We start from the raw sequence: 21,533 nt of genomic DNA, 5'->3' as shown, positions 1-21,533 counted from the left end.
ATTTCATCCCGGCGGCGTGATTTGCGTCGCATCTCTGATCAAGGAATAATGGCGAAAACCGTATCGCCCCCGCCCTCTTCCTTCGTCTGTTGCGAGAGCCTGCTACTATGCGACACGCCCTCTTTTCGCTTTGTCTCGTAATTGCCGGCGTCGCCTCGGCCGACGCGTCCGAGCGTCCGAACTTTGTCTTCTTCCTGGTCGACGACCTGGGTTGGGCCGATATCGGGGCGAACGGCAGTACCTTTCACGAAACGCCGCATATCGACAAGCTGGCTGGCAGCGGGATGCGATTCACCAATGCTTACGCCGCGTGTCCTGTTTGTTCACCCACGCGAGCCAGCATCATGACTGGCCGGCACCCGGTTCGAGTCGATATCACCGATTGGATCCCCGGGACCAATGCCAAGCAGGTCAAAAATCACCGGTTCGAGCAGATCCATGATCGCGATGGCCTGGCGCTAGAGGAAACAACCTTCGCCGAATCTCTGCGTGACAACGGCTATGCGACCTTCTTCGCCGGCAAGTGGCATTTGGGCGACAAGGGAAACTGGCCGACCGAGCAAGGTTTTGACATCAACATCGGCGGACACGACAAAGGCTCACCTCCCGGCGGTTACTATTCGCCCTGGAAAAATCCGGTGTTAGAAGCGAAACACGATGGCGAATATCTGACCGAACGCTTGACCGCTGAGTCGATTCACTTTTTGGAAACGCGTGATCAGGCTAAACCATTTTTGCTTTACCTGGCGTACTACAACGTCCATACGCCGATTCAGCCCTACAAGAAGCGGGTCGATCACTATCAACAAAAAGCAAAGCAGTTTGTCGGCGAGACGCCCATCCAAAAAGAAGGCGCCGGTAAGTCGCGAATGCGACAAGACAATCCCGAATACGCATCGATGGTCGCTGCGGTGGATGACAGTGTAGGCGCTATCTTAGCGGCGCTGGATCGATTGAGCCTGGCCGACAACACCGTCGTCATTTTCTTTTCGGACAACGGCGGACTTTGCACGACCGGTGGAATCGGACCGACCAGCAACTTACCGCTGCGCTCGGGCAAAGGTTGGTTGTACGAAGGAGGCGTGCGCGAACCGCTGATCATTCGTGCGCCCGGCGTGACCACCGCAGGCGCCGTGTGCGAAACGCCGGTCGTTAGCATGGATTTCTTTCCCACCATGCTGTCGCTTGCCGGACTGCCTGCGCAGCCCCAATTGCATGTGGATGGCCAAAGCCTGGTTCCGCTATTGGCCGGTAAACCATCGGCAGAGGACCGCGCGTTCTATTGGCATTACCCGCACTATCACGGGTCAAAATGGACGCCGGGGGCGTCGATTCGTGATGGAGACTGGAAGCTGATCGAGTTCTACGAAGAGGATCGGATCGAACTGTACAATCTGAAGCAGGATCCCGGCGAACAGCAGGACTTGAGCCAATCGAATCCCCAAAAAGCGACCCAGTTGCGTCAAAAGCTAAAAGCCTGGCAATCCAAAATGAACGCCAAAATGCCGCAGGAGGTTGCCGGTTACAAAAAGGGTTAGCTGACTCACACGTTGCGTAATCCGGCTGAACTATTCTGATAGTGCGGTTATTCTGGGCGAGGTTTCGCCCTGTGCGTTTCACCAATAAATAGAAACACAACATGATAGCGCGACTACTGCTTCTAAGCTTCAGCTTGGCGTTGGTGTCCAACGTACTGCATGCCGGCGACTGGCCTCATTGGCGCGGCCCCTTGGATTTGGGGATCGCCGAGCCGGGACAGAGCCCGCCTGTCAGCTTTGGTGAGAGCGAACAAGTCATCTGGAAAACGCCGGTTCCAGGACGAGGGCACTCGTCGCCGATCGTGATCGGCGACCAAGTCCTGTTAACGACCGCCGATAAAACGCAGCAAACGCAATCGGTCCTCTGCTTCGATCGCGTGACCGGCAAGTCGATCTGGACGACTGTGGTCAACACCGGCGGTCTGCCGCCCGAGATTCATTCTAAGAACACGCACGCTTCGCCGACGATCGCTTGCGACGGCAAGCAATTGTTCGCCGTGTTTAATAACCATGATTCGGTACAAGTTGCGGCGCTCGATCTGAGCGGCAAAATTCTTTGGAAGAAGCAAGGGCCGTTTTTGCCGGAGCGATACAAATTTGGCTATGGACCTTCTCCGTTACTTTACGGCGACCTGGTGATCCTAGCTGCCGAGTACGAACAAGGTTACCTGGTCGCGCTCAACAAGCGAGATGGCGAGATCGCATGGAAGCTGGATCGACCGCAGATCAGTTTCTCGTCGCCGATTGTCGCTAATCTCGCCGGGCGTGATCAACTGCTGCTGAGCGGCTTGAGCAAGGTCTGCAGTTTCGATCCAAAGACGGGCAAGTTGCTCTGGTCGGTCGATGGTCCGGCGGTCGCAACTTGCGGCACGCTGGTTTGGCTGGGCGATACGGTCTTCGCCAGCGGCGGCTATCCCGAGAAAGAAACGCTCGCCGTCAAAGCGGACGGTTCCGGAGAAGTCATATGGCGCCAGCCGGTAAGGTGTTATGAGCAATCGCTGGTCGCCGCCAACGGTTATGTCTACGCGATCAGTGACGACGGCATCGCTTTTTGTTGGAATGCCGAGACTGGTGAAGAGATGTGGAAAAAACGTCTCGGCGGCTCGGTCAGCGCTTCGCCCACGCTGGTCGGAGATACGATCTATGCGTTTAACGAGCGGGGAAAATGCTTCGTCTTCAAAACGAATCCCGAGAAATTTGAGCTACTTGCCGAAAATCAGCTCGGCGACGAAACATTCGCGTCCCCTTCATTTTGCGACGGGCAAATGTTCATGCGAGCCGCTGATTCAAGCAGCGGCGCCCGGCAAGAGACGCTCTATTGCATCGGGCAGTAACGTGCCCGCTTATTATAGCTGGGGCTTGGCCGGATTATCGATCGGCTTCAGGCTGATGCCGCCAGAGGCGCGTAGCTCCAACTCGTACGTTTTCCCTTCCAGCATCTGAATGCTGGCCGCTTCGCCATGCGCAGCGCGGATGCCTTTGTCTTGGGCCGCTTTGGGATCGTTCGCCAGCTTCCAGAAGTCGGACCACAGCTCGTTCTCAAACTCGGTCGCTTCGGGGCTTTGCCCATAGACCAACGGGCGATCTCCGACGGTATCGATATCAGGCACTTCATCTGCCGATTGGGCGTCGCCAAAAATCTTGCGGAAGAGAAAGATCGACGTGTTTCGAAATGGGTCATTTTCTTCCACAAATTTGTCGTCAAATTTGACCACCCAATAGTCAACATACACGACGTTGCCTTTAACCATAAATTCACGTGGAGCGCCGATCATGTCTCCGTTGCGATCGACTTCGACAAATCGAATTTTCGAGGTCTTCTTACCCGTCTCTTCATCGATCGATTGATCGACCACGTAAAACTGGCCGATACGTCGATCTACCTTCAGCAGCTTCAGGCGTACTCCAAGCTTGTTGATCTCTTCATTTTTCAGCAATACTTCAGCGTTGAGTTCTTCTACTTTCGAAGTCGCAACTTGCAGCGCCAGCTCTTTTTCGTGGTAGACGTTATAGGCAAAATAAGAGGCAAAGCCGAGGACAACCGCCACCAACAGCGCCAACAGGGTGCGAATCGTCGTGTTAATCGTGGAAATGGTATCCATCGTTTTGGCTATGCTTTCTCGGTTCTATCTTTCCTACTGCGCCTCTCAGAATTGTACACCACTGCCCACGCCTGCGAAGGCTAAAAGAAGAGGGCCCGCTAGGGGCCCTCTCAATGATTTCGCATTGCCAGGTTTCTGGCGGTTATGTCGGATCTTGCGAGAAGATCTGAAAGCTGTAAGGAGCAAGCGCTACGGTATCCGAGAACTTCTGCCCATCATACGGCGTCGGTTCGGGTTCAATATCTCCAGCGTCATGATCGCCAAAGTCCTCACTATAGACCTTCGCGTCAGAGTTCAGTCGCAAACGCCAGACGCCATCGGCGGGAAACCCGATTTTGTAGTCGTGCAACTCCTGATTGGCGAAGTTCGCCACCACGACAACCCCATCGCCAGGGCCGCCGTCATACCAGCGACGGAACGCAATCACTTTGTTGGCGTCGTCTACGTGAAAGACGTCAATGTTTTGGCCGGTCAAACCGCGGCTAAATCCCTGGCGGTTGAGTCGCAAGTGAATCAGATCGTGATACAGTCGCTTAATACCGCGAAATTGAGTCGCTAATTTCCATGAGAGCGGTTTGTCGTCACGGAACCAACCATCCTGCAAAAACTCTTGTCCCTGAAACAGCATCGGAACGCCAGGCGCCGTAAACATCATTGCGGCGGCCAGCGTAGAACGTCGTTGGGCATAGACGTCATGCGGATGATTCGTACTCACTTCACTCACGACCCGCGCCTTACCGTTGGCGACTTCGTCATGCGACTCGCTATAGATCACGCGTTGAAACGCGTCGCCGTTGTAACGATACATGAGTGAATCGCGGACCACTTCCATCGATCGATCGGAGTCGTTTGGGATAGAGACGACGCTCCGAATCGGATGCACGAATTTGGCGTCCCATTGAGCAAGGAAGCCAGCGCCTCCCTCCTCGGGCGGCTTCGTCAACCACTCGTTGTTTTGCAGATCTTCCGCAATCAGGATCTTGCCCGGAAAACGCTTTCGGATCACATCATTGATCCAACGCGTCATGGACCATCCTTCCGGAAGTTCCGTTCCGCCGTCCACACTGCGGATGAAGAGCGTCATGTCATAGCGGAGTCCATCGACATGGAAATCCTCTAGCCACATGATCGCATTGTCGTGAATGTATTGGCGAACTTCACCGCGGCCGTAATCAGGTCGAGTGTCTCCCCACGGAGTGGTCGATTTCCAATCGTTGTAGAAATAGATCCCCCCTTTGCCATTTTCGCTCCAACCATCGAACTGCCAAATGCTGAGGTCGCTTGGTCCGAAATGGTTGTAAACGACGTCCATGATGACGCCGATCCCGCGCCGATGGGCTTCTTTTACAAAGCGTTTCAGTTCATCGGGTCCGCCGTAAACGCCTTCTACGGCAAAGATATGCGCTGGATTGTAACCCCATGAATAGTCGCCTGCGAATTCGGCCGCCGGCATCAATTCAATCGCATTGATCCCCAGATTTTTCAGATAATCGAGTTTCTCAATCGCATCGGCGAATCCGCCGGGGCCAGTTTCGTCTTGACCATGAAACGTGCCGATGTGCATTTCGTAAATGACAAGCTCGTTATACGACGGCAATTCAAACTGGTCGTCTTCCCAGTCGAAACGATGCGTGTCGTAAATCACGCTATCTCCGACTGAGTTGGTCACTTCTCGTGAATAAGGATCGATTCGCGACAGCTCTTGCTCGCCATTGCGAATCAAATAGCGATAGCGTTGGCCTGGCGTCGCATTGTCAACGTCACCATACCAAAAGCCGCCCTCTTCGTGCTGCATTGGATTCGCATCTGCGTTCCAGTCGTTGAACTCCCCAACGATGGCGACAGAGTCAGCGTTAGGCGCCCAAACGCGAAACGCCGTTCCATGGGCATGCGGGATGGCCCCCATCCCAAGTTGATGTTTGTTCTCTTCAACCGCTTGCTCTGTCGTCATCTTCATCTTGTTCTCCGCGAACCGATCCAAGGAATTAACAACCAGTCCCCAGTAATGTTCTGTTTACCGCACCAGTTATTAGACAACCGGGCGACGTAGTCCACCAACAAGCAGACTAACAATGAACATGATCACGAACACGACTGCCAAAAACTTGGCGATACCTGCCGCCATACCGGCGACGCCGCCAAAACCCAACAAAGCAGCAATCAGTGCAATCACCAGAAATGTAATAGCCCAACCTAACATGACGATCTCCTTGAAAGTGATGGAATTGTTCGCGTTGAAGAGCGAACGGATCTCTTAATAGCACGCGGCGTGCCAAACGCCGTAAGTCTATAAATAGTCTTGTTTTGGGCACATTTGTCCGTGGATATCTGATCGTGCGTCAGCCTAACAGGCTGCAAGTCAGCCGCGCCATGCGAGAAGGGGGGGTAAAGTAGACTAGAATAAAGAGATTTCACCCAACTTTTGCCGCCAGCCTGCGAAATCATGATTTCCGATTCTGACCCCACTGCAGATCGCACGGCGATTGTACGGCTGGACCATGTCGGTCGAGTCTTTACCATGGGCGAAGTGAAGGTCGAAGTGTTGCGAGATTTTTCGCTCGACATTTACGAAGGCGAGTTTCTTGCGGTGGTCGGACCCAGCGGCAGCGGCAAGTCGACCATCTTGAATCTAGTCGGGGGACTCGATCAGCCGACGTCCGGAGAAATTTTGTTTCGGGGGACCGATCTAACCTCTGCTTCCAGTCGCCGGCTCACTTCGTATCGGCGTGAGCATGTCGGCTTTGTGTTTCAGTTCTATAACTTGGCCCCCAATCTCACCGCTCGCGAAAATGTCTTGACCGCCACGGAGATCGCCCCTGCTCCGGCCGACGTCGACGAAGTGCTGGAGATGGTCGGGCTGACAGACCGAGCCGATCACTTCCCCGCGCAGCTCTCCGGCGGCGAACAACAGCGCGTCGCCATCGCGCGCGCTGTCGCCAAAAACCCAGACCTGCTGTTGTGCGACGAACCGACCGGGGCGCTGGACTACGTCACAGGCATCAAAGCATTGCGACTGTTGGTCGACGTAAATCGCCGCTTGGGCACGACAATTGTGTTAATCACCCACAACAGCGCCATCGCTGAGACAGCCGATCGCGTCGTCCATTTGCGGAGCGGACAAATTAGCGAAGTCGTGGTCAACCAGCATCCAATCGCGCCCGAAGAGGTGACTTGGTGAGCATGCTGGATCGCAAGCTTGCGCGAGATCTCATGCAGTCGCGTGGACTGTTGTTGGCGATTGTCAGCATCATCACGCTGGGGATCGGCTTGTTTATCGGGATGCAGTCGACCTATCGCAGTCTGAGCGGCGCCAAGCAAAGGTATTACGCCGATTGCCGCGTCGCCGACTTTTGGATTGATCTCAAGAAGCTGCCGTTAGCCGAGGTCGACGAGGTGCGCCAGATCGAGGGGATTCGCTGGTTGCAGCCGCGGATTCAATTTCCCGCGACAGTCGATTTAGAAAACCAGGTCAAGCCGCTCAATGGACTGGTCATCGCCATGCCTCAGCGGCGGCAACCGGTGCTAAACGACATTCTGATGGTTCGCGGAAGTTACTTTACTGGTCGACGTGACAACGAAGTTGTGATCAACGACAAGTTCGCCGCCGCCAATCGCATCTCGCCTGGCGATTGGATTCACTTGCTGATGAACGATCGTCGACAAGATTTTTTTGTCGTCGGGACAGCGATCAGCGCCGAGTTTACCTATTTGCTGGGGCCTGGAGCGCTGACGCCTGATCCCGAAAATTTTGGCGTCTTTTATGTGCCGCAGCGCTTTGCGGAAGAGGCTTATGACTTCTCTGGCGCCGCCAACCAATTAGTCGGCGCGATTGCCCCTGGGACGGATCTCGATCGCTTGCTGGACGAGATGGAGTTGCGACTTGATTCGTACGGAGTTTTCTCGGCGATCCCGCTGCAAGATTACACGTCCAACTACTATATCTCCAACGAGATCTCGCAGCTTAGCAACTTCGCTACGTTTCTGCCGTCCATATTTCTGGCGGTGGCCGCGCTGGTGCTTAACGTTTTGATGACTCGACTGGCGCGACAACAACGCACCATCGTCGGCACTTTCAAAGCAATCGGCTATAGCGACTGGGCGTTGTTCGCTCACTTTTTAAAGTATGGCGCCGCGGTCGGTCTTGCTGGCGCGCTCGGCGGATCGGCGCTCGGCATGTTGCTTGCGAAAGGGATGACCGCGCAGTACCAAACGTTGTTTCAATTTCCGGATCTGCACGCCGGCTTCTTTCTGACGACTCATTTGACTGGTCTGGTCGTCAGCTTAAGCTGCGCGATCCTCGGTTCGCTGTACGGCGCTCGCTCGGTGCTGATTTTGAAACCGGTCGAAGCGATGCGCAGCGAACCGCCCAAGCATGCCGGCCGAATCTGGTTAGAGCATCTTCCGTGGTTCTGGAACCGACTATCGGCGCCTTGGAGAGCCGCGCTTCGCGGCATGGTGCGCAATCGTGTCCGAACAGCCGTCGCCATCTTCGCGTCGCTGACCGGAGCGTCGATTTTGGTCGCTGGGTTGATGATGTACGAAGCGACCGACTATTTTATTCGCGTTCAATTTGAGGAAATCGTCCGCAGCGATATTGATTTGTCCTTCAAAGATGTGGTGGACCGTTCAGCCATTTCCGAACTACAGCACTTGCCTGGCGCGGATCTGACCGAACCAACATTCAGCGTCGCCTGTACGCTAGAAAACGGAGAACGCCGGCGACGCAGCGCCGTGCTGGGCATTGCCCCCGGCGCCAACTTGACGTCGCCGCGCGATCAGCAAGGTCGGCCGGTGATCGTGCCGGAGGTTGGCCTGACGCTAGACCGGCAGTTGGCCGAGATTCTGGGCGTCCGCCGGGGAGATGTGGTCGTACTGCGTCCCGTGCAAGGAGATCAGACGCCGTTGACTGTGCCGGTCACGCAGATTTGCGATGGCATGTTTGGTTTGAGTTGCTACGCCGATATTGGCTACTTGAACCAATTACGGGGTGAAGAATTTGCCGCCAGCGGCGCTCAACTAAAAATTAATCCAACTCCCGGCGCCCTCGACAAGCTCTATCGTGAATTGAAACAAATGCCGGCGATCGAAGCGGTCAACGCGCGGATCGATATGATCGCCAATATGCGGAAGACATTCGTCCAAGGGCAACTGGTGATGATTCTTTCCCTCGTCCTCTTCGCAGGCATCATCTTTTTCGGCAGCGTGTTGAACGCGACGTTGATCAACTTGGCTGAACGCGAGCGAGAAGCGGCCACGATGGGTGCGTTGGGTTATACGCGATGGGAAATTGGGGCGATGTTTCTGCGCGAAAGCATGCTGGCCAACGTCATCGGCACGCTGCTGGGCTTTCCGCTGGGATATCAGTTAGTCGTCTTAATGACCTATACGATCGATAAAGATCTGATCCGATTTCCGGTGGTCACTGCTGCATGGATCTATGGGGCGGTAAGCGTCGCCTCGGTCGTGTTTGCACTGACGGCGCATGCCGTCGTCCAGCGACGGATTAACAACATGAATCTCATCCAGGCTCTTCAAGTCAAGGAATAGCCATGAACACAGCACGTTCCGGTTCTCGCTGGATTAACCAAGCAACCATCGCGGCGATTGTGATTGCAGCGATCCTGGGCGGTTGGTGGGTATTGGGGCAATCGTCCGGTGTCCCGGTCGAGACCACGCGACCGCACCGCGGCCCCATCGCGCAGTATGTCGACGAGCAAGGTAAAACTCGTTTACCGCGAACTTATGAGATCACCATGCCGCTGGCAGGAAGGATCGAAGCGATCACCCTCGAACCAGGCGACGCGGTCAAAAAGGGCGAAACAGTCGCTCGGCTGGTGCAAAGCGATCTGCAAAACGAATTAGATGAAGCGGCAGCGGCTGTAGAGCGGCTGACGGCGTCGATCGCCGAAAACGCCGATACGTCAGTCGAGGACATTAGCAAAACCCAGGCGTCGCACTTTGTCGAGTCGATGAAGTCAACCGTTGCAGCGGCCAAGTCACGCATGGTCGCCGGCAAATCACGCGTCGATTATGCGCTGACCTATCTAAGTCGCGTCCAAACGCTGATACCCTCTGGCGCCAATACCCAAGATGATTTGGACCAAGCGCAACTGCGCAAGGTCGAAGCCGAGACCGACTACCAGCAGGACGTCCTGATTTATCAAGCGATGAAATCAATCGACGCCGCAACGTTGTTGTTGCCAACCTTGGTGCAACAATATATTGACCGCAAGGATCTGACGATCGAAGTCTTAAAGCAAGAAAAGTTGGAAGCCGAAGCACGGCTGCGTCAGGCGAAAACCAACCTCCAACGCGGCACGATGACTAGTCCGATCGAAGGAGTCGTCCTCGAACGTTCGATCGTGAACGAACAGCAGCTAGCCGCCGGCGCCCCGTTGCTGACAATCGGCGATTTGCGCGATTTAGAAATTGAAGCCGATTTGTTGAGTCAGGATGCGGTGAACCTGCATCACGGCTCCCGCGCCTTGATCTATGGCGCGGCGGTCGGAAGATCCCCTGACGACGGCTTGGAAGGAGTCGTCGAGCGAATTCGACCGGCTGGGTTTACCAAGCGAAGCTCGCTCGGAGTCGACCAGCAACGGGTAAAAGTGATTATTCGGCTGCGCAGCGGCGAACTGGAAAAGGTCGCCGCCGATCGGACGCTGGGAATCGACTATCGCGTTCAGGTTCGTGCAATAGAAGCCGAGAAAGACGATGCTTTGACAATCCCCCGCGCGTCGCTGTTTCGCGCTGCCGACGGCAGTTGGCAAGTGATGGCGGTTCGCGACGGGGTCGCGCGGTTGGTGCGAGTAGAAGTCGGGTTGATCAACGATCGATGGGTAGAGATCACGGCGAATCTAGGACCGGAGGATCTCGTTATTTTGGCTCCTGAGTCGAGCCTCCATGATGGGGACGCCGTGCGCTCGATTGATCCCAGTTGAGGTCGGTTTAGGCAGCGGCAAGAAAAGAAAAAACCCCCACAAACGGGGCAGTGTCTGTGAGGGTCCTCCCGGTCGCAAGCGACCAGGATATGGGATGCCGACTTCAGTGATCGGCCTATCATCTACGAGCTAAAGCTTGATTTATATTCCCGCTAGCATTTGAATTGCAAGGGAGAAATTCCACAGATTGAAAGATTCTATAGTTCGGCTGCGATCGATTATTTTCTTGAAGGGCGGTCGACGAGTGCTCCACATTCTAAGAAGATACGCCGCGTTGACTCTCTCTGTTCGGTCGTAAACGCCGTGTCCCTCGTCGATTACAAAACTTCCGGAACATTCGCATGTCATTAACCGTTGAACCGGTCGAATCGCGCCGCCAGCAAAAACAATTCATGCAACTCGCATGGGATCTCTATCAGGGGGACCCTAACTGGGTTCCGCCGTTGCGGCAGAACCACAAAGAGATGCTCAACTTTGATCCGGATCCCTTCTACGAAACCAACCAAATCCAGTGCTTTCTGGCATTCAAAGATGGCAAGCCGGTCGGTCGCGTCGCGGCGATCATTAACAACGGCCACATCGATCGGTATAAGGAGCGGCGCGGATTTTTCGGTTGGTTTGAATCAATTAACGATCAGGAAGTGACCAATGCGCTGTTCGACGCGGCCCGCGGATGGTTGAAAGAACACGATATTCTGCTGGTTCGCGGTCCTACCAATCCGTCGCTCAATCATGAGTGCGGGCTACTGATCGACGGCTTCGATTCGATGCCGACCTTCATGATGACCTACAACAAGCCTTATTATCCGGAACTGATCGAAGCCTACGGATTTCGGAAAGTCGAAGACCTCTATGCGTTTTGGGGCGATTTGAGCATGCTCGAATCGCTTGACCCAAAGTTAAAGTTTGTAGTCGAGGAAGCGAAGCGGCGCTTTCAACCAGTGCTGCGCCCGATCAATAAACGCCGCTTCACCGAAGAAGTAAAGATGTTCCTTGACATCTATAACAAGTCGTTGGTCGCGACCTGGGGATTCGTGCCGCTCTCGGACGCCGAAGTCGAGCACATGGCGAAAGGCTTAAAGCAATTGGTCGTCCCTGAGATGACTACCATCTGCGAGATCGATGGGAAACCGATTGGCGCCGTGTTTGGTTTGCTTGATTATAATCCTCGCATCAAGAAAATTGACGGGCGGCTCTTCCCGTTTGGTTTCTTGCGACTGCTGTGGAACCGCCGGAAGATCCATCGCGTCCGTCTGATTAGCACCAATGTCTTGCCAGAGTTTCAGCGTTGGGGGATTGGCCTGGTTTTGTTAGAGCGTTTGATCCCCGATAGTTTGAAATTTGGGATCCAAGAAGCGGAGTTCTCTTGGGTGCTGGAAAGCAATCATCTTTCGCGCGCTACCCTTGAGCGCGGCGGCGCCAAAAAGGTGAAGAGCTATCGCCTGTATGACTATGCTCCGACAGAACCGGCGAAGATTGAAGAGAACTAGCAAGCCGTAGTTTTAGGTCTTGCCAAAGCTAGAAAAGAGGGCGCATTTGCGCCCTTTTCGTCGTTTGCGGTGTGTTGACTCTACTACGGCCAGCGCGATCCTTGAACGATCAGGTTGACAGATGCGTCAATTTTGATTCGTCACGGCAAAGCTTCAATAAACGCCGCAATAAGCCGAGATTTGCTCACGTTTCCGCACTTTTTCTCCGCATGGCACGACCCTTGCAAAGGTAGTTATCCCAAGTTGCAGCGTGATCTCGCTGCTGAGGGAATGAACAAGCTACTAAAGGTTCTCTGAAGGAGAAACAACGATGAAACGCTTTTGGATGTCGAGCGGCCTCGCCGCCGCCCTGTTGATGAGTGCTCCGCTGTTGGCTGACGACACGACGCCTGCTACCGAGCCGGGCGGGGTGAATGTCAACGTCGACGCGCAACGAGACACAGACCGCGCTGAAACCGATACCAAGGTTTGCACCGGCGCTGACTTGATTGGCATGACCGTCAAAAACTCAGAAGGTGAAAACCTGGGAACTGTCAACGACGCTGTGGTTGATTTGAACTCGGGCAAGATTCGCTACGTCGCCATTAGTTTCGGCGGGTTTGTCGGAATCGGCGACAAGCTGTTCGCCGTGCCGTTCAAAGCGGTGACCGCGCACAAGGGGGATAGCCCTTACATCGAATTTGACGCTACCGAGAAATCGCTTGAAAACGCCAGCGGTTTTGACGAAGCGCATTGGCCCGATTTCGGCGACACCAAATGGGTGATGACGAATGATCGCTCCTACAACTATGAGCGAGAAAAAGAAGTCCAGAAGGGTGAATTGGCGACTGCTGACACCGATTCGCCGGTTGATGTGACAGCGATGCGTTTGAGCCAGCTCGATGGCATCACGGTCAAAAATCAAAAAGGCGAGACGATCGGTTCGATCCAAGACGCCGCTTTGAATTCGAAGCGTGGTAAGGTCGAGTACGTCGCACTGTCATTTGGCGGGTTTGTCGGTATCGGCGACAAACTGTTCGCAGTACCGCTGGATGCGTTGAAATTCCAGAAAGGCGATAACGAGAACTACCTAGTGATGAACGTCACTGAGAAAGAACTCGAAAATCGTCAAGGCTTCGATCAGTCGAACTGGCCCCATCATGCCGACTCGGCTTGGACCGGTAAACTGATGAAGAAGGATCGTAAGATCAACGTCGACGTCAACATTGACGGCAAGAACTAACTCGCCGTCGCGCTTCGTGGAATTTGATGTCACCCTCAGCAGAGCCGGCGCGTGTTTCGACATGCGTCGGCTCTTGCTATTGGGGGAGCCGGGGATTTTGTTTGATTTGCAGCGATAGCGTCCCTGTTGATAGCACCGCTGGGAGCTATCCTTTGCCCAAAAGATTCGGTTTTCATCCAGAATTGACGGGGGCAAATCGTCGCTTCAGCCCCGTTGACAGTCTCTGGGGAGAGCGACATAATTCGTGATTCCTGTAGGAGAAATGGTCCCATATAAGGGAGATTGTCCTACCGGAGAACATTTTAAACGGATGGCTCAGAGGGCGGTTGATTCATCGCCCAATTGACGTATAATCCGTTGTTTCCGCTGCGTGCGGCGGACTAGTATTGCGGGTGTAGCTCAGTTGGTAGAGCACAACGTTGCCAACGTTGTTGTCGAGGGTTCGAATCCCTTCACCCGCTCTTTTTTTTAAGATTAGCTCGACCTGACCCGATTTTGCTCGGCCATGTAGGGCTTAAGACTCTCAGCAGCCGCAGCGGAAGCGTTTCGATCGTCGCTTCTCTTGGATTGAAACCTGGCCCCAGCGCTCGGCGATCCGCAACTCTGGGCTTCGCAAGCCGCTGACGCTTCGGGCGGGGCTTCTAAGAAAATACATTACGCAACCTCAGTATTTGGCAAGCATTCAGATGACGTCACCGGATGAAACCACGGCGGTCGAAGCCGAACAAACGGAAGAGTCGAAAAAACTGTCACTAGAAGTGAAGGTCGAAAGCCCGAGCTCGTGCCAGCGTCACGTAACGGTGACCGTCTCGCATGAAGACGTCGAGCGTTACTTCGAAAAAGCCTTTGATGACATGGCTCCGACGGCGGCGGTTCCTGGATTTCGTCCGGGTCATGCTCCTCGCAAGCTGGTTGAAAAGCGATTTCGCAAGGATGTCGCCAATCAGGTCAAGGGTTCGATCTTGATGGACAGCATGGCTCAGGCCAGCGACGAGCAAAACTTCTCGGCGATCAGCGAACCGGACTTCAAGTTCGATGCGGTCGAACTTCCTGAAGAAGGCCCGCTGACTTTTGAGTTTGATATCGAAGTGCGTCCTGAGTTTGACCTGCCGAAATGGAAGGGGCTAGAGCTCACCAAGCCGGTCAAAACGTTTGAGAAGGCTGATATCGACAAGCATCTGGCCAAAGTGCTGGATCGCTTCAGCGAAATCGCCCCGATCGATACCCCGGCCGAAATGGACGACTTCCTGACGCTTAATATCGTCAGCAAGTTGGACGGCAAAGAAATCGCGCGAACCGAAGAGGTCAGCGTCCGTCTGCGGGATACGCTCAGCTTCCAGGACGCAAACTGGGAAGAGTTTGGCAAGACGGTTCTGGGCGCCAAAGCTGGCGACAAGAAGTCTGGCAAAGCGACCGTGAGCGAAGAGACCGACAACGACGCGCTGAAGGGCAAAGAGCTCGATCTCGAGATCGAAGTCCTGGAAGTCAAGCGTCTCGAGCTGCCCGAAATGAACAGCGAGTTCCTGAAAAAGATCGGTGACTTCGAAAGCGAAGGCGATCTACGCGACTTTGTTAAAGCCGATATGGAACGTCAGCTCGAGTATCACCAGCAGCAGCGATTGCGGGGCGCGATCACCGAACAGCTGATCAAAGACGCCGACTGGGATCTGCCGCCGGCATTGCTTCGCCGTCAGGCTCGTCGCGAGCTGGAACGTGCGATCCTTGATCTGCGTTCGTATGGATTCGACGAAGACGCGATCCGCGGTTATGAAAACACGCTTCGCCAGAATAGCTTGCAGTCAACCGAAAAGGCGCTGAAGGAACACTTCATTCTGGAGCGTATCGCCGAAGAAGAAACGATCGAAGACGCTCCGGCTGATTACGAACGCGAGATCATGCAGATCGCCGCGCAAAGCAAGCAGTCGCCGCGTAGCGTGCGTGCTCGTCTGGAGAAGCAAGGTCTGATGGACACGCTTCGCAACCAGATCATCGAACGCAAAGTGATCGAGCTGATCACCGGCGAAGCCAAGTTCACCGAAGTTCCGGCCGAAGCTGACGCTCCTGCAAGCGTCTCGCCGATCGAATTCGCCATCACCGGAGCCCCGGTCGAAGGCGCCATTCCGGAAGCTCAAGAAGAAGGTAAGTCGGAAGCCTAAGCAGACGCATAAGCTCTGCTTGGTGATTCATACAAAAAAAGCCGTTGGCGAAAATGCCAACGGCTTTTTTGTTTTCTGGAGCGACTGCGTCGATTACAGCTTGGTGATCGCAATGATCACCAGCGTCAGCACTGCGACTCCCAGTCCGGCGTAGCCGAATGCGGTCAGCCAGTTTCGCATGCGGTCGCGACTGCGTGCGTCTTCGGTCCAGCTGACAAAGTTCTGAGCATTGAAGACCAGTGTCATCACGCCTGGTAAAAAGCCTTGCTGAGTCAGGGGATCGCTGCCGGTTGCGGCCAGATACCAGCCGGTTGGAATCCAGTCGCCGTGATGCTCGGGGTAAAGCCCGCGAGTCAGGATCCGCAGGATCGCATCGCTACGGCGATCCAGCGAACTGACGAACTGATAGAGCTCTCGATTGCTTTCAATCTCGCGGCGTTGATCCCCGTGGAAGCCCTCCCGTTGTGCGAAGATTCGATAGACCAGCGCGGACGCCAGAGAGCGATTGACCCATTGGACTCCGCGGCGCAAGATCTCTTTGATGTTGCTAAAGTCGGCGGCCGGGATATTGGGGAGCTCGACGCCAAAGCGGCGACGGCGATGTTCTTCAGGAAAGCGCCGGAGCAGTTCGTCGCAGCCGCTGATCTGTTCGGCGTCGCAAAAGATCGCGGTGACCGGCCCGGCGACTTCGCTCGCTTGGCGAACTTGTTGCAGGTCGTGCTGCATCAAGACGGCGGTTTGCTGCGCGATCGCCAGGTTCTCGGTCGCATCGCCGGGGACTAACACGATCACGCCGTTGTGCGTGCAATACGGGGCGCGAGCATGGCGAATCAAATCGATCACATAGTCGAGCCGATCGAGCGTCTCGTCGATTTCCTCTTTGGTGATTTCTACGGTCGCTTTACTTTCAGTTCGGGTAGCCGTTCGGACCATCGCTTGGGCGGAAGGTTCGGCGAAAGCGAGCGCTAGATTGGACTCGGCTTCGTCCAGCTTGGATTCTACCGACGCAGCGGTCTTGTCTAGTTTCTTCTGCGTTGACGGCAGCACGGCGACATTGCCGCTATCGCTGTTCAAAAAATCGGCGTAGACCGGTTCATCGTGGGGGTCATTGCCGGAGACAACGACTTCCTGTGAGCTTGACTCTTCCGCCGCACGCGCCAGATCCTGCAACCGCGAGGCCTGCAACCCCAGCAGCGAAGCGTCACGCAGCGAAACAAAGACTCCACGTTCGTCCGCCCAGATACGCAGCGGCGCATCGGCGCCGCGGGGAGTCGGCGGCTGGCTCAGTGAAAGTCCGGCGGAGGAACAAAGATTCGCATCGCCGGCGGTTGTTTGTCCCAGCACCAGGAACAGTGGTTCGTTGACCATCGACACGCCGTTGCGCATCAGCTGGTCGGTCGCTTCGGACCAGGCATGATCCAAATCGGGATAGGGCGAAACGCTAACGCGTTGGCGCAGCAGGCGCATCATCCACCAAACTTGCCAGCCTAGCGCGTAGCCGAGCAAAAACAGAATCGGCAACCAGCTGGAGCGAATGATGGACGAAGGAAAGCGAACCGACTTCTCTAATTCCATATAGTCGTTCAGCCACCACAGCCCGATCAAGATTGCGACGATCGCCAAGCCATGGACCAGCCACAGCAGCAAGCGAACCGTCCCTTGAGCGCGAGCGGTCGCGGCGACTGGAGCTGTGATCAGATTGGCCAGGCTCGCCAACGATTGCCCCATCGAGCTAAGTATTTTCATGAACATTGCGTACGTTCCGATCTTGAGGGTTAGCGGCCGAACCAGTCGACAACGACGAACGTGAGAAACGGAGCAGCGGCTAGCCCGACGACGCACGCGGCGGCGATCATCGTTTGCATGCGGCCTTCTCCTCGCAACGGTCGAGCTTCGCAAGACGGGGGAAGCTCGGCTTCCAGCGCGACTTGCAAATCATCAATCTCACCGACGGCGACTCGCGCTCGCGAGATCCATGACGTCAGCTTCTCAGGTTGGTTACGCATTTCACCCCGAAAGCCAAGCGACACGCAAAGGTAATAGACTTCCAGCGGATCGTGCTCACCGCGACGCAGCGCCATTTCGGCTTCGTGCCAGAAACGCCAAGCGCGATCGTTGGCGCCAAACAGGTGCATCTCGATCTTTTGTTCGTTCCAGGCCGCCGTTGACTGCGGGCAATCGGTGAAGATTTCGTCAAGCCAACAAGCCAGCGCGTATTGCAAATTAACCGCCTGCTCTTCGCGGCGAGTGCTGGCGACAGCTGCGATCGAGTCACGTTGCAGCAAATCCAACAGGATTGCTTGTTCGAACTCAAGATCGACCTTCTGCTGCGACTCAAGTCGACGAAGCAGATCGAGCCCGTAGTCCATTACGGCACGTACGTCTTCAGCCAAGGGAGATTGCATGGCGTGCTTCTCGTCTAGGGGAAAAATGCTTTGTATCCGGCATGCCCAAGTGGGAGGGCAATCCGATCCAATCCCGTTACAAGCGGCGGAGCCGGTTTCGGCGACGGCATCCGCCGTTTGCAACGGATCGCAAGCGCTTCGATCTTCCGGCGTCACTCTTAATCACAAAGTGCGTCGCTTGGGAAGCTTCAATAACGCTACGGCTGCGGTGGGTCTGTGCGTATCGGCATGTGCGCGGCGACAAATCGGCGAGATCGTCCGTGCGCTGCATAGGCGTGAGTTCGTTGCAATATAGGTCGCGGTAACGGATCAGTTATCTCCGATAAAAAATTTCGCGGTTTTTGCTTCCCGCCTTTTTCTAACCTAACTTTGCCGGAACATCGGTCGGTAGCTCCTGCGGGGCAATTGGCCGGCGCCCGCCCGCTAGCCGCCGCTTCCCACCAGCGGCGCTTCCCCCCTTAACCCACCTACCAGCGACAATGGCCGAAGTAGACGTAGCCGAGCTCATTTCGCCCGTCTCCGACGATCGCCCAGCCGGCGATCCGGACGCCTATTCGCATCGTTTACACGATCAATTTCGTGAATTGCGGCGTGAAGAGGATGCGGATGACTTTGACGACATCACGCGTCCGCCGGTGCTCAAGCAGGCCGATTGGGCCGGTATTGTCGATCTTGCGCGAAGTTCGCTTTTGCACGATAGCAAGGATTTGCGAGTTGTCTGTCATTTGATCGAAGGGCTTGCTCGTACCGAAGGGATCCAGGGCGTAGCCGCCGGGCTAGATCTACTGAAAAACTTGATTGAACAGCGTTGGGACATTCTGAACCCGCCGTTGGATTACGGCCCCGAAGCTCGACTTGCTCCGCTGGCCAACTTGCTGGATGACGAAGATCGCGGCGTTCTCTTTCCGCGAACCATCCGCCGTATTCCGCTGCTTTCTAACAGCCAAGGCGTCTTGACCGCAGTCGATTGGCTGCAGTGGCAACAATCCAAAAACCCGGAAGAACAAGCACGTTTGTCGCGTATTTTGGCTGCCGCCACGCGAGAGGATGTGCAGCACGCGGCCGCCGAAACCGAGCGATCACACGCTGCGACTCGCGACATCGCTCGTCTGCTGGACGAACGACTCGGTTGTGATGCGACGGCGCTGTTGAATCTCCAAAAGGCGCTGGACGAATGTCAGCGATTGCTGTCGGCCGAACTGGTCAAACGTCCCGAACCGCGACCGCAATACGATTCCACCACCGAGGAAGGGGCGCAGCGAACTTCGTCCGCTAACCACGGTGGTTACTCCGGCGACGTGGGCGACATTGTCGTTCGCCGCCAAGACTTATATCGGCAGCTCTCGGCGGCAGCCGATCTGCTGGAGCAAATTGAACCGAACAGCCCCGCGCCCTTCCTTGTGCGTCGAGCCGTTCAACTCGGACAGTTGCCATTTCCGCAATTGATGCAAGCGATTGTTCGTGAACCGGCGGTGCTAGACGAACTACAACGTCAAATCGGCGGCTCGCAGACGACTGTGACCGCAAACTAACTCTCTGATTTCGTTTCGACGGCGAATTGACGCTCCGCAGCAACAGACGCGGCGGCGATCAGCTAAGCCGCCACAAACCTTTAAGGAACCTGACTGATGAGCGAAAGCCTGCAACACAAGCTAGATCGCGTGCGTCCTCCGCGCGTGCAAATTACGTATGACGTCGAGACCGGCGGCGCCATGGAAGTCAAAGAGCTTCCCATGGTTGTCGGCGTGATGGCTGATCTGTCGGGTCAGCCGAAGGAAGCTTTGCCGGGTATCAAGCAGCGCAAGTTTGTGCCGATTGATCGCGACAACTTCAATAGCGTTCTAGAAAAGAGCGGCGCCCGCGTTGCGATGCAGGTTCCGAACGTGTTGGAAGACGACAACACCAACCTCAGTGTTGAGCTGAACTTCAAAAACATGACCGACTTCGAGCCGACCAGTGTCGCTCGTCAGGTTCCGGTTTTGGCCAATCTGCTTGAGATGCGTGATCGCCTGAAGCAACTCCTCAGCAAGATGGAAGGCAACGACGCTTTGTGCGGCCTGCTGGACAACACGCTGGGTGACGACACCGCTCGCGATGCAATCAGCAAAGACCTTGGCGTCGCAGCACCGACCGCCTAGTTCCCGTTCCGCAACCAACGCAACTAACGCAACGAAAGTAACAGGAGAGATTCATAATGGCTGTTGAAAACGAAACCAGCGCCGGCGGAGCGGCGACTCTAGAGCTGACCCTGCTGGATCAGATTCTGGAAAACACGCGTCCTCTTGACGACGCTGAAATGGAATTGAACAAGTCGTACATCGAAGAATTCGTGCGTCAGGCCGCCAAAGACCAGAACAAGGTCTCGAAGGACGCCGCCACGAAGATCAACTTCTGGATTGCCGAGCTCGACAAAAAGCTCTCGGCTCAGTTGAACGAAATCATGCACCACGAGAAGTTCCAAGCCCTGGAAAGCAGCTGGCGCGGACTTAGCTTCTTGGTTCACGAATCGGAAACCGGCACGTCGCTCAAGATTCGCGTCATGAACGCGACCAAGCACGACCTGTTGAAGGATCTGGAGACCGCCGTCGAATTCGACCAAAGCGCGATCTTCAAGAAGATCTACGAAGAAGAATACGGCCAACTCGGCGGTCAGCCTTACGGCTTGTTGATTGGCGATTATGAGTTCTCGCGTCGTCCAGAAGATATCAACCTGTTGAAGCTGATGTCGAACGTCGCCGCTGCTGCTCACGCTCCGTTGATCTCGGCCGCTTCGCCGACGCTGTTCAACTTGGATAGCTTCTCGGATCTGCCGAACCCGCGTGATCTGGCCAAGATCTTCGAAGGCGCAACTCACACTTCGTGGCGTTCATTCCGCGATAGCGAAGATTCGCGTTATGTCGCTTTGACGCTGCCGCACGTTCTGTCTCGCTTGCCTTACGGTGAAGAGTTTAAGAAGGTCGAAGAGTTCAACTTTGAAGAAGCGGTCGACGGCAAGGATTACCACAAGTATCTGTGGATGAACGCCGCATGGGCTTACGGTGTTCGCATCACCAATGCCTTCTCGAAGTACGGCTGGTTCGCCAAAGTTCGCGGAGTCGAAGGCGGCGGTAAAGTCGAGAACCTGCCGGTTCATACTTTCCCGACCGATGACGGCGACGTCGCGATGAAGTGCCCGACCGAAATCGCGATCAGCGATCGTCGTGAGTTCGAGTTGTCCAACCTCGGCTTCCTGCCGCTGTTGCACGCCAAGAACACCGATTACGCCGTCTTCATGGGCGCCCAAAGCGCACAGAAGCCGAAGGTGTACTTCGACGATGACGCCAACGCCAACGCCGAACTTTCGTCGCGCATCAACTTCCTGTTGTGCGTCTCGCGTTTCGCCCATTACCTGAAGGTCATGGCTCGCGACAAAATCGGGTCGAACCTGGAAGTCGCCGAAGCCGAACGTTGGCTCAACAGCTGGATCAGCAACTACGTTTGCGATCCCGCCACCGCCGGCGACGAGACCAAAGCCAAGTGCCCGTTGGCCGACGCTCGCGTTGAAGTTCGCGAAGTCAAAGGCAAGCCGGGTTGGTACGAAGCAGTCGCTTGGCTGCGTCCTCACTTCCAGCTCGAAACGCTTGAAGCCTCGATGCGTTTGGTCGCCGAAGTGCCGAAGCAAGGCTAGTCAACCAACGCG

At 55.4% G+C, this 21,533-nt stretch carries 16 protein-coding genes and 1 tRNA gene; 12 read left to right on the top strand and 5 right to left on the bottom strand.

Annotated elements, in window-relative coordinates; genetic code table 11:
- The first annotated feature begins 107 nt into the window (after positions 1 to 107).
- On the top strand, positions 108 to 1,538 hold the full coding sequence (locus SH421x_RS25725) for a sulfatase (protein WP_488852881.1): 1,431 nt from the start codon (positions 108 to 110) through the stop codon (positions 1,536 to 1,538).
- Between the two features lie 101 nt (positions 1,539 to 1,639).
- A complete protein-coding gene (locus tag SH421x_RS25720) occupies positions 1,640 to 2,872 on the top strand; it encodes a PQQ-binding-like beta-propeller repeat protein (protein ID WP_488852880.1) in 1,233 nt (410 codons plus the stop codon).
- Positions 2,873 to 2,884: 12 nt separating this feature from the next.
- On the opposite strand, the gene SH421x_RS25715 is transcribed toward SH421x_RS25720, so the two are convergent.
- From SH421x_RS25715 to SH421x_RS25705, 3 genes are all read right to left on the bottom strand, one after another.
- A complete protein-coding gene (locus SH421x_RS25715) occupies positions 2,885 to 3,640 on the bottom strand; it encodes a hypothetical protein (RefSeq protein ID WP_488852879.1) in 756 nt (251 codons plus the stop codon).
- A gap of 142 nt (positions 3,641 to 3,782) precedes the next feature.
- Positions 3,783 to 5,597 carry an alpha-amylase family glycosyl hydrolase gene (locus tag SH421x_RS25710; protein WP_488852878.1) on the bottom strand — a complete coding sequence of 605 codons (1,815 nt, stop codon included), beginning with the start codon at positions 5,595 to 5,597 and terminating at the stop codon, positions 3,783 to 3,785.
- 72 nt (positions 5,598 to 5,669) lie between these two features.
- Positions 5,670 to 5,840, bottom strand: a complete 171-nt coding sequence (locus tag SH421x_RS25705; RefSeq protein ID WP_488852877.1) for a DUF1328 domain-containing protein — start codon at positions 5,838 to 5,840, stop codon at positions 5,670 to 5,672.
- A gap of 243 nt (positions 5,841 to 6,083) precedes the next feature.
- Here SH421x_RS25705 and SH421x_RS25700 point away from each other — a divergent pair, with 243 nt between their 5' ends.
- The 7 genes from SH421x_RS25700 (at position 6,084) to tig (ending at position 15,449) form a co-directional block, all read left to right on the top strand.
- Entirely contained in the window at positions 6,084 to 6,818 is a 735-nt protein-coding gene (locus SH421x_RS25700) for an ABC transporter ATP-binding protein (protein WP_488852876.1), read from the top strand.
- Between the two features lie 2 nt (positions 6,819 to 6,820).
- Entirely contained in the window at positions 6,821 to 9,187 is a 2,367-nt protein-coding gene (locus SH421x_RS25695) for an ABC transporter permease (protein WP_488856493.1), read from the top strand.
- A 2-nt stretch (positions 9,188 to 9,189) separates the two neighbouring features.
- Positions 9,190 to 10,581, top strand: coding sequence for an efflux RND transporter periplasmic adaptor subunit (locus SH421x_RS25690; protein ID WP_488852875.1), 1,392 nt, complete (start codon positions 9,190 to 9,192; stop codon positions 10,579 to 10,581).
- A gap of 341 nt (positions 10,582 to 10,922) precedes the next feature.
- Positions 10,923 to 12,071, top strand: coding sequence for a GNAT family N-acetyltransferase (locus tag SH421x_RS25685; RefSeq protein WP_488852874.1), 1,149 nt, complete (start codon positions 10,923 to 10,925; stop codon positions 12,069 to 12,071).
- Between the two features lie 310 nt (positions 12,072 to 12,381).
- Positions 12,382 to 13,293, top strand: a complete 912-nt coding sequence (locus SH421x_RS25680) for a PRC-barrel domain-containing protein (protein WP_488852873.1) — start codon at positions 12,382 to 12,384, stop codon at positions 13,291 to 13,293.
- 388 nt (positions 13,294 to 13,681) lie between these two features.
- Positions 13,682 to 13,754 (top strand) — tRNA-Gly (locus tag SH421x_RS25675).
- A 225-nt stretch (positions 13,755 to 13,979) separates the two neighbouring features.
- Complete coding sequence (gene tig, locus SH421x_RS25670; RefSeq protein ID WP_488852872.1) at positions 13,980 to 15,449, top strand: trigger factor; 1,470 nt, start codon at positions 13,980 to 13,982, stop codon at positions 15,447 to 15,449.
- A 93-nt stretch (positions 15,450 to 15,542) separates the two neighbouring features.
- Here the strand turns inward: tig and SH421x_RS25665 are convergent, their stop codons facing one another.
- Complete coding sequence (locus SH421x_RS25665; RefSeq protein ID WP_488852871.1) at positions 15,543 to 17,195, bottom strand: type VI secretion protein IcmF/TssM N-terminal domain-containing protein; 1,653 nt, start codon at positions 17,193 to 17,195, stop codon at positions 15,543 to 15,545.
- A gap of 29 nt (positions 17,196 to 17,224) precedes the next feature.
- Positions 17,225 to 17,854, bottom strand: coding sequence for a DotU family type IV/VI secretion system protein (locus tag SH421x_RS25660; RefSeq protein ID WP_488852870.1), 630 nt, complete (start codon positions 17,852 to 17,854; stop codon positions 17,225 to 17,227).
- 479 nt (positions 17,855 to 18,333) lie between these two features.
- Between SH421x_RS25660 and tssA the strand changes: the two genes are divergently transcribed.
- The 3 genes from tssA to tssC all read left to right on the top strand — a co-directional run bounded on the left by tssA (position 18,334) and on the right by tssC (position 21,521).
- A complete protein-coding gene (gene tssA, locus SH421x_RS25655; protein ID WP_488852869.1) occupies positions 18,334 to 19,386 on the top strand; it encodes a type VI secretion system protein TssA in 1,053 nt (350 codons plus the stop codon).
- Positions 19,387 to 19,482: 96 nt separating this feature from the next.
- On the top strand, positions 19,483 to 19,992 hold the full coding sequence (gene tssB / locus SH421x_RS25650) for a type VI secretion system contractile sheath small subunit (RefSeq protein ID WP_488852868.1): 510 nt from the start codon (positions 19,483 to 19,485) through the stop codon (positions 19,990 to 19,992).
- A 56-nt stretch (positions 19,993 to 20,048) separates the two neighbouring features.
- Positions 20,049 to 21,521, top strand: a complete 1,473-nt coding sequence (gene tssC, locus SH421x_RS25645; RefSeq protein ID WP_488852867.1) for a type VI secretion system contractile sheath large subunit — start codon at positions 20,049 to 20,051, stop codon at positions 21,519 to 21,521.
- The last annotated feature ends 12 nt before the right edge of the window (positions 21,522 to 21,533 follow it).

The sequence above is a fragment of the Blastopirellula sp. SH421 genome (assembly GCF_057808535.1).
Note: the sequence above shows the minus strand (reverse complement) of the source record. Positions and strands in the feature narration are given on the sequence as shown.

What these genes read in the sequence shown, in the direction of transcription:
- SH421x_RS25720 (WP_488852880.1), top strand. Translation starts at nt 1,640, where the DNA reads ATGATAGCGCGACTACTGCTTCTAAGCTTCAGCTTGGCGTTGGTGTCC.
- SH421x_RS25660 (WP_488852870.1), bottom strand. Translation starts at nt 17,854, where the DNA reads ATGCAATCTCCCTTGGCTGAAGACGTACGTGCCGTAATGGACTACGGG.
- SH421x_RS25685 (WP_488852874.1), top strand. Translation starts at nt 10,923, where the DNA reads ATGTCATTAACCGTTGAACCGGTCGAATCGCGCCGCCAGCAAAAACAA.
- tssC (WP_488852867.1), top strand. Translation starts at nt 20,049, where the DNA reads ATGGCTGTTGAAAACGAAACCAGCGCCGGCGGAGCGGCGACTCTAGAG.
- tig (WP_488852872.1), top strand. Translation starts at nt 13,980, where the DNA reads ATGACGTCACCGGATGAAACCACGGCGGTCGAAGCCGAACAAACGGAA.
- SH421x_RS25725 (WP_488852881.1), top strand. Translation starts at nt 108, where the DNA reads ATGCGACACGCCCTCTTTTCGCTTTGTCTCGTAATTGCCGGCGTCGCC.
- SH421x_RS25710 (WP_488852878.1), bottom strand. Translation starts at nt 5,597, where the DNA reads ATGAAGATGACGACAGAGCAAGCGGTTGAAGAGAACAAACATCAACTT.
- SH421x_RS25715 (WP_488852879.1), bottom strand. Translation starts at nt 3,640, where the DNA reads ATGGATACCATTTCCACGATTAACACGACGATTCGCACCCTGTTGGCG.
- tssA (WP_488852869.1), top strand. Translation starts at nt 18,334, where the DNA reads ATGGCCGAAGTAGACGTAGCCGAGCTCATTTCGCCCGTCTCCGACGAT.
- SH421x_RS25680 (WP_488852873.1), top strand. Translation starts at nt 12,382, where the DNA reads ATGAAACGCTTTTGGATGTCGAGCGGCCTCGCCGCCGCCCTGTTGATG.
- tssB (WP_488852868.1), top strand. Translation starts at nt 19,483, where the DNA reads ATGAGCGAAAGCCTGCAACACAAGCTAGATCGCGTGCGTCCTCCGCGC.
- SH421x_RS25690 (WP_488852875.1), top strand. Translation starts at nt 9,190, where the DNA reads ATGAACACAGCACGTTCCGGTTCTCGCTGGATTAACCAAGCAACCATC.
- SH421x_RS25700 (WP_488852876.1), top strand. Translation starts at nt 6,084, where the DNA reads ATGATTTCCGATTCTGACCCCACTGCAGATCGCACGGCGATTGTACGG.
- SH421x_RS25705 (WP_488852877.1), bottom strand. Translation starts at nt 5,840, where the DNA reads ATGTTAGGTTGGGCTATTACATTTCTGGTGATTGCACTGATTGCTGCT.
- SH421x_RS25665 (WP_488852871.1), bottom strand. Translation starts at nt 17,195, where the DNA reads ATGAAAATACTTAGCTCGATGGGGCAATCGTTGGCGAGCCTGGCCAAT.
- SH421x_RS25695 (WP_488856493.1), top strand. Translation starts at nt 6,821, where the DNA reads ATGCTGGATCGCAAGCTTGCGCGAGATCTCATGCAGTCGCGTGGACTG.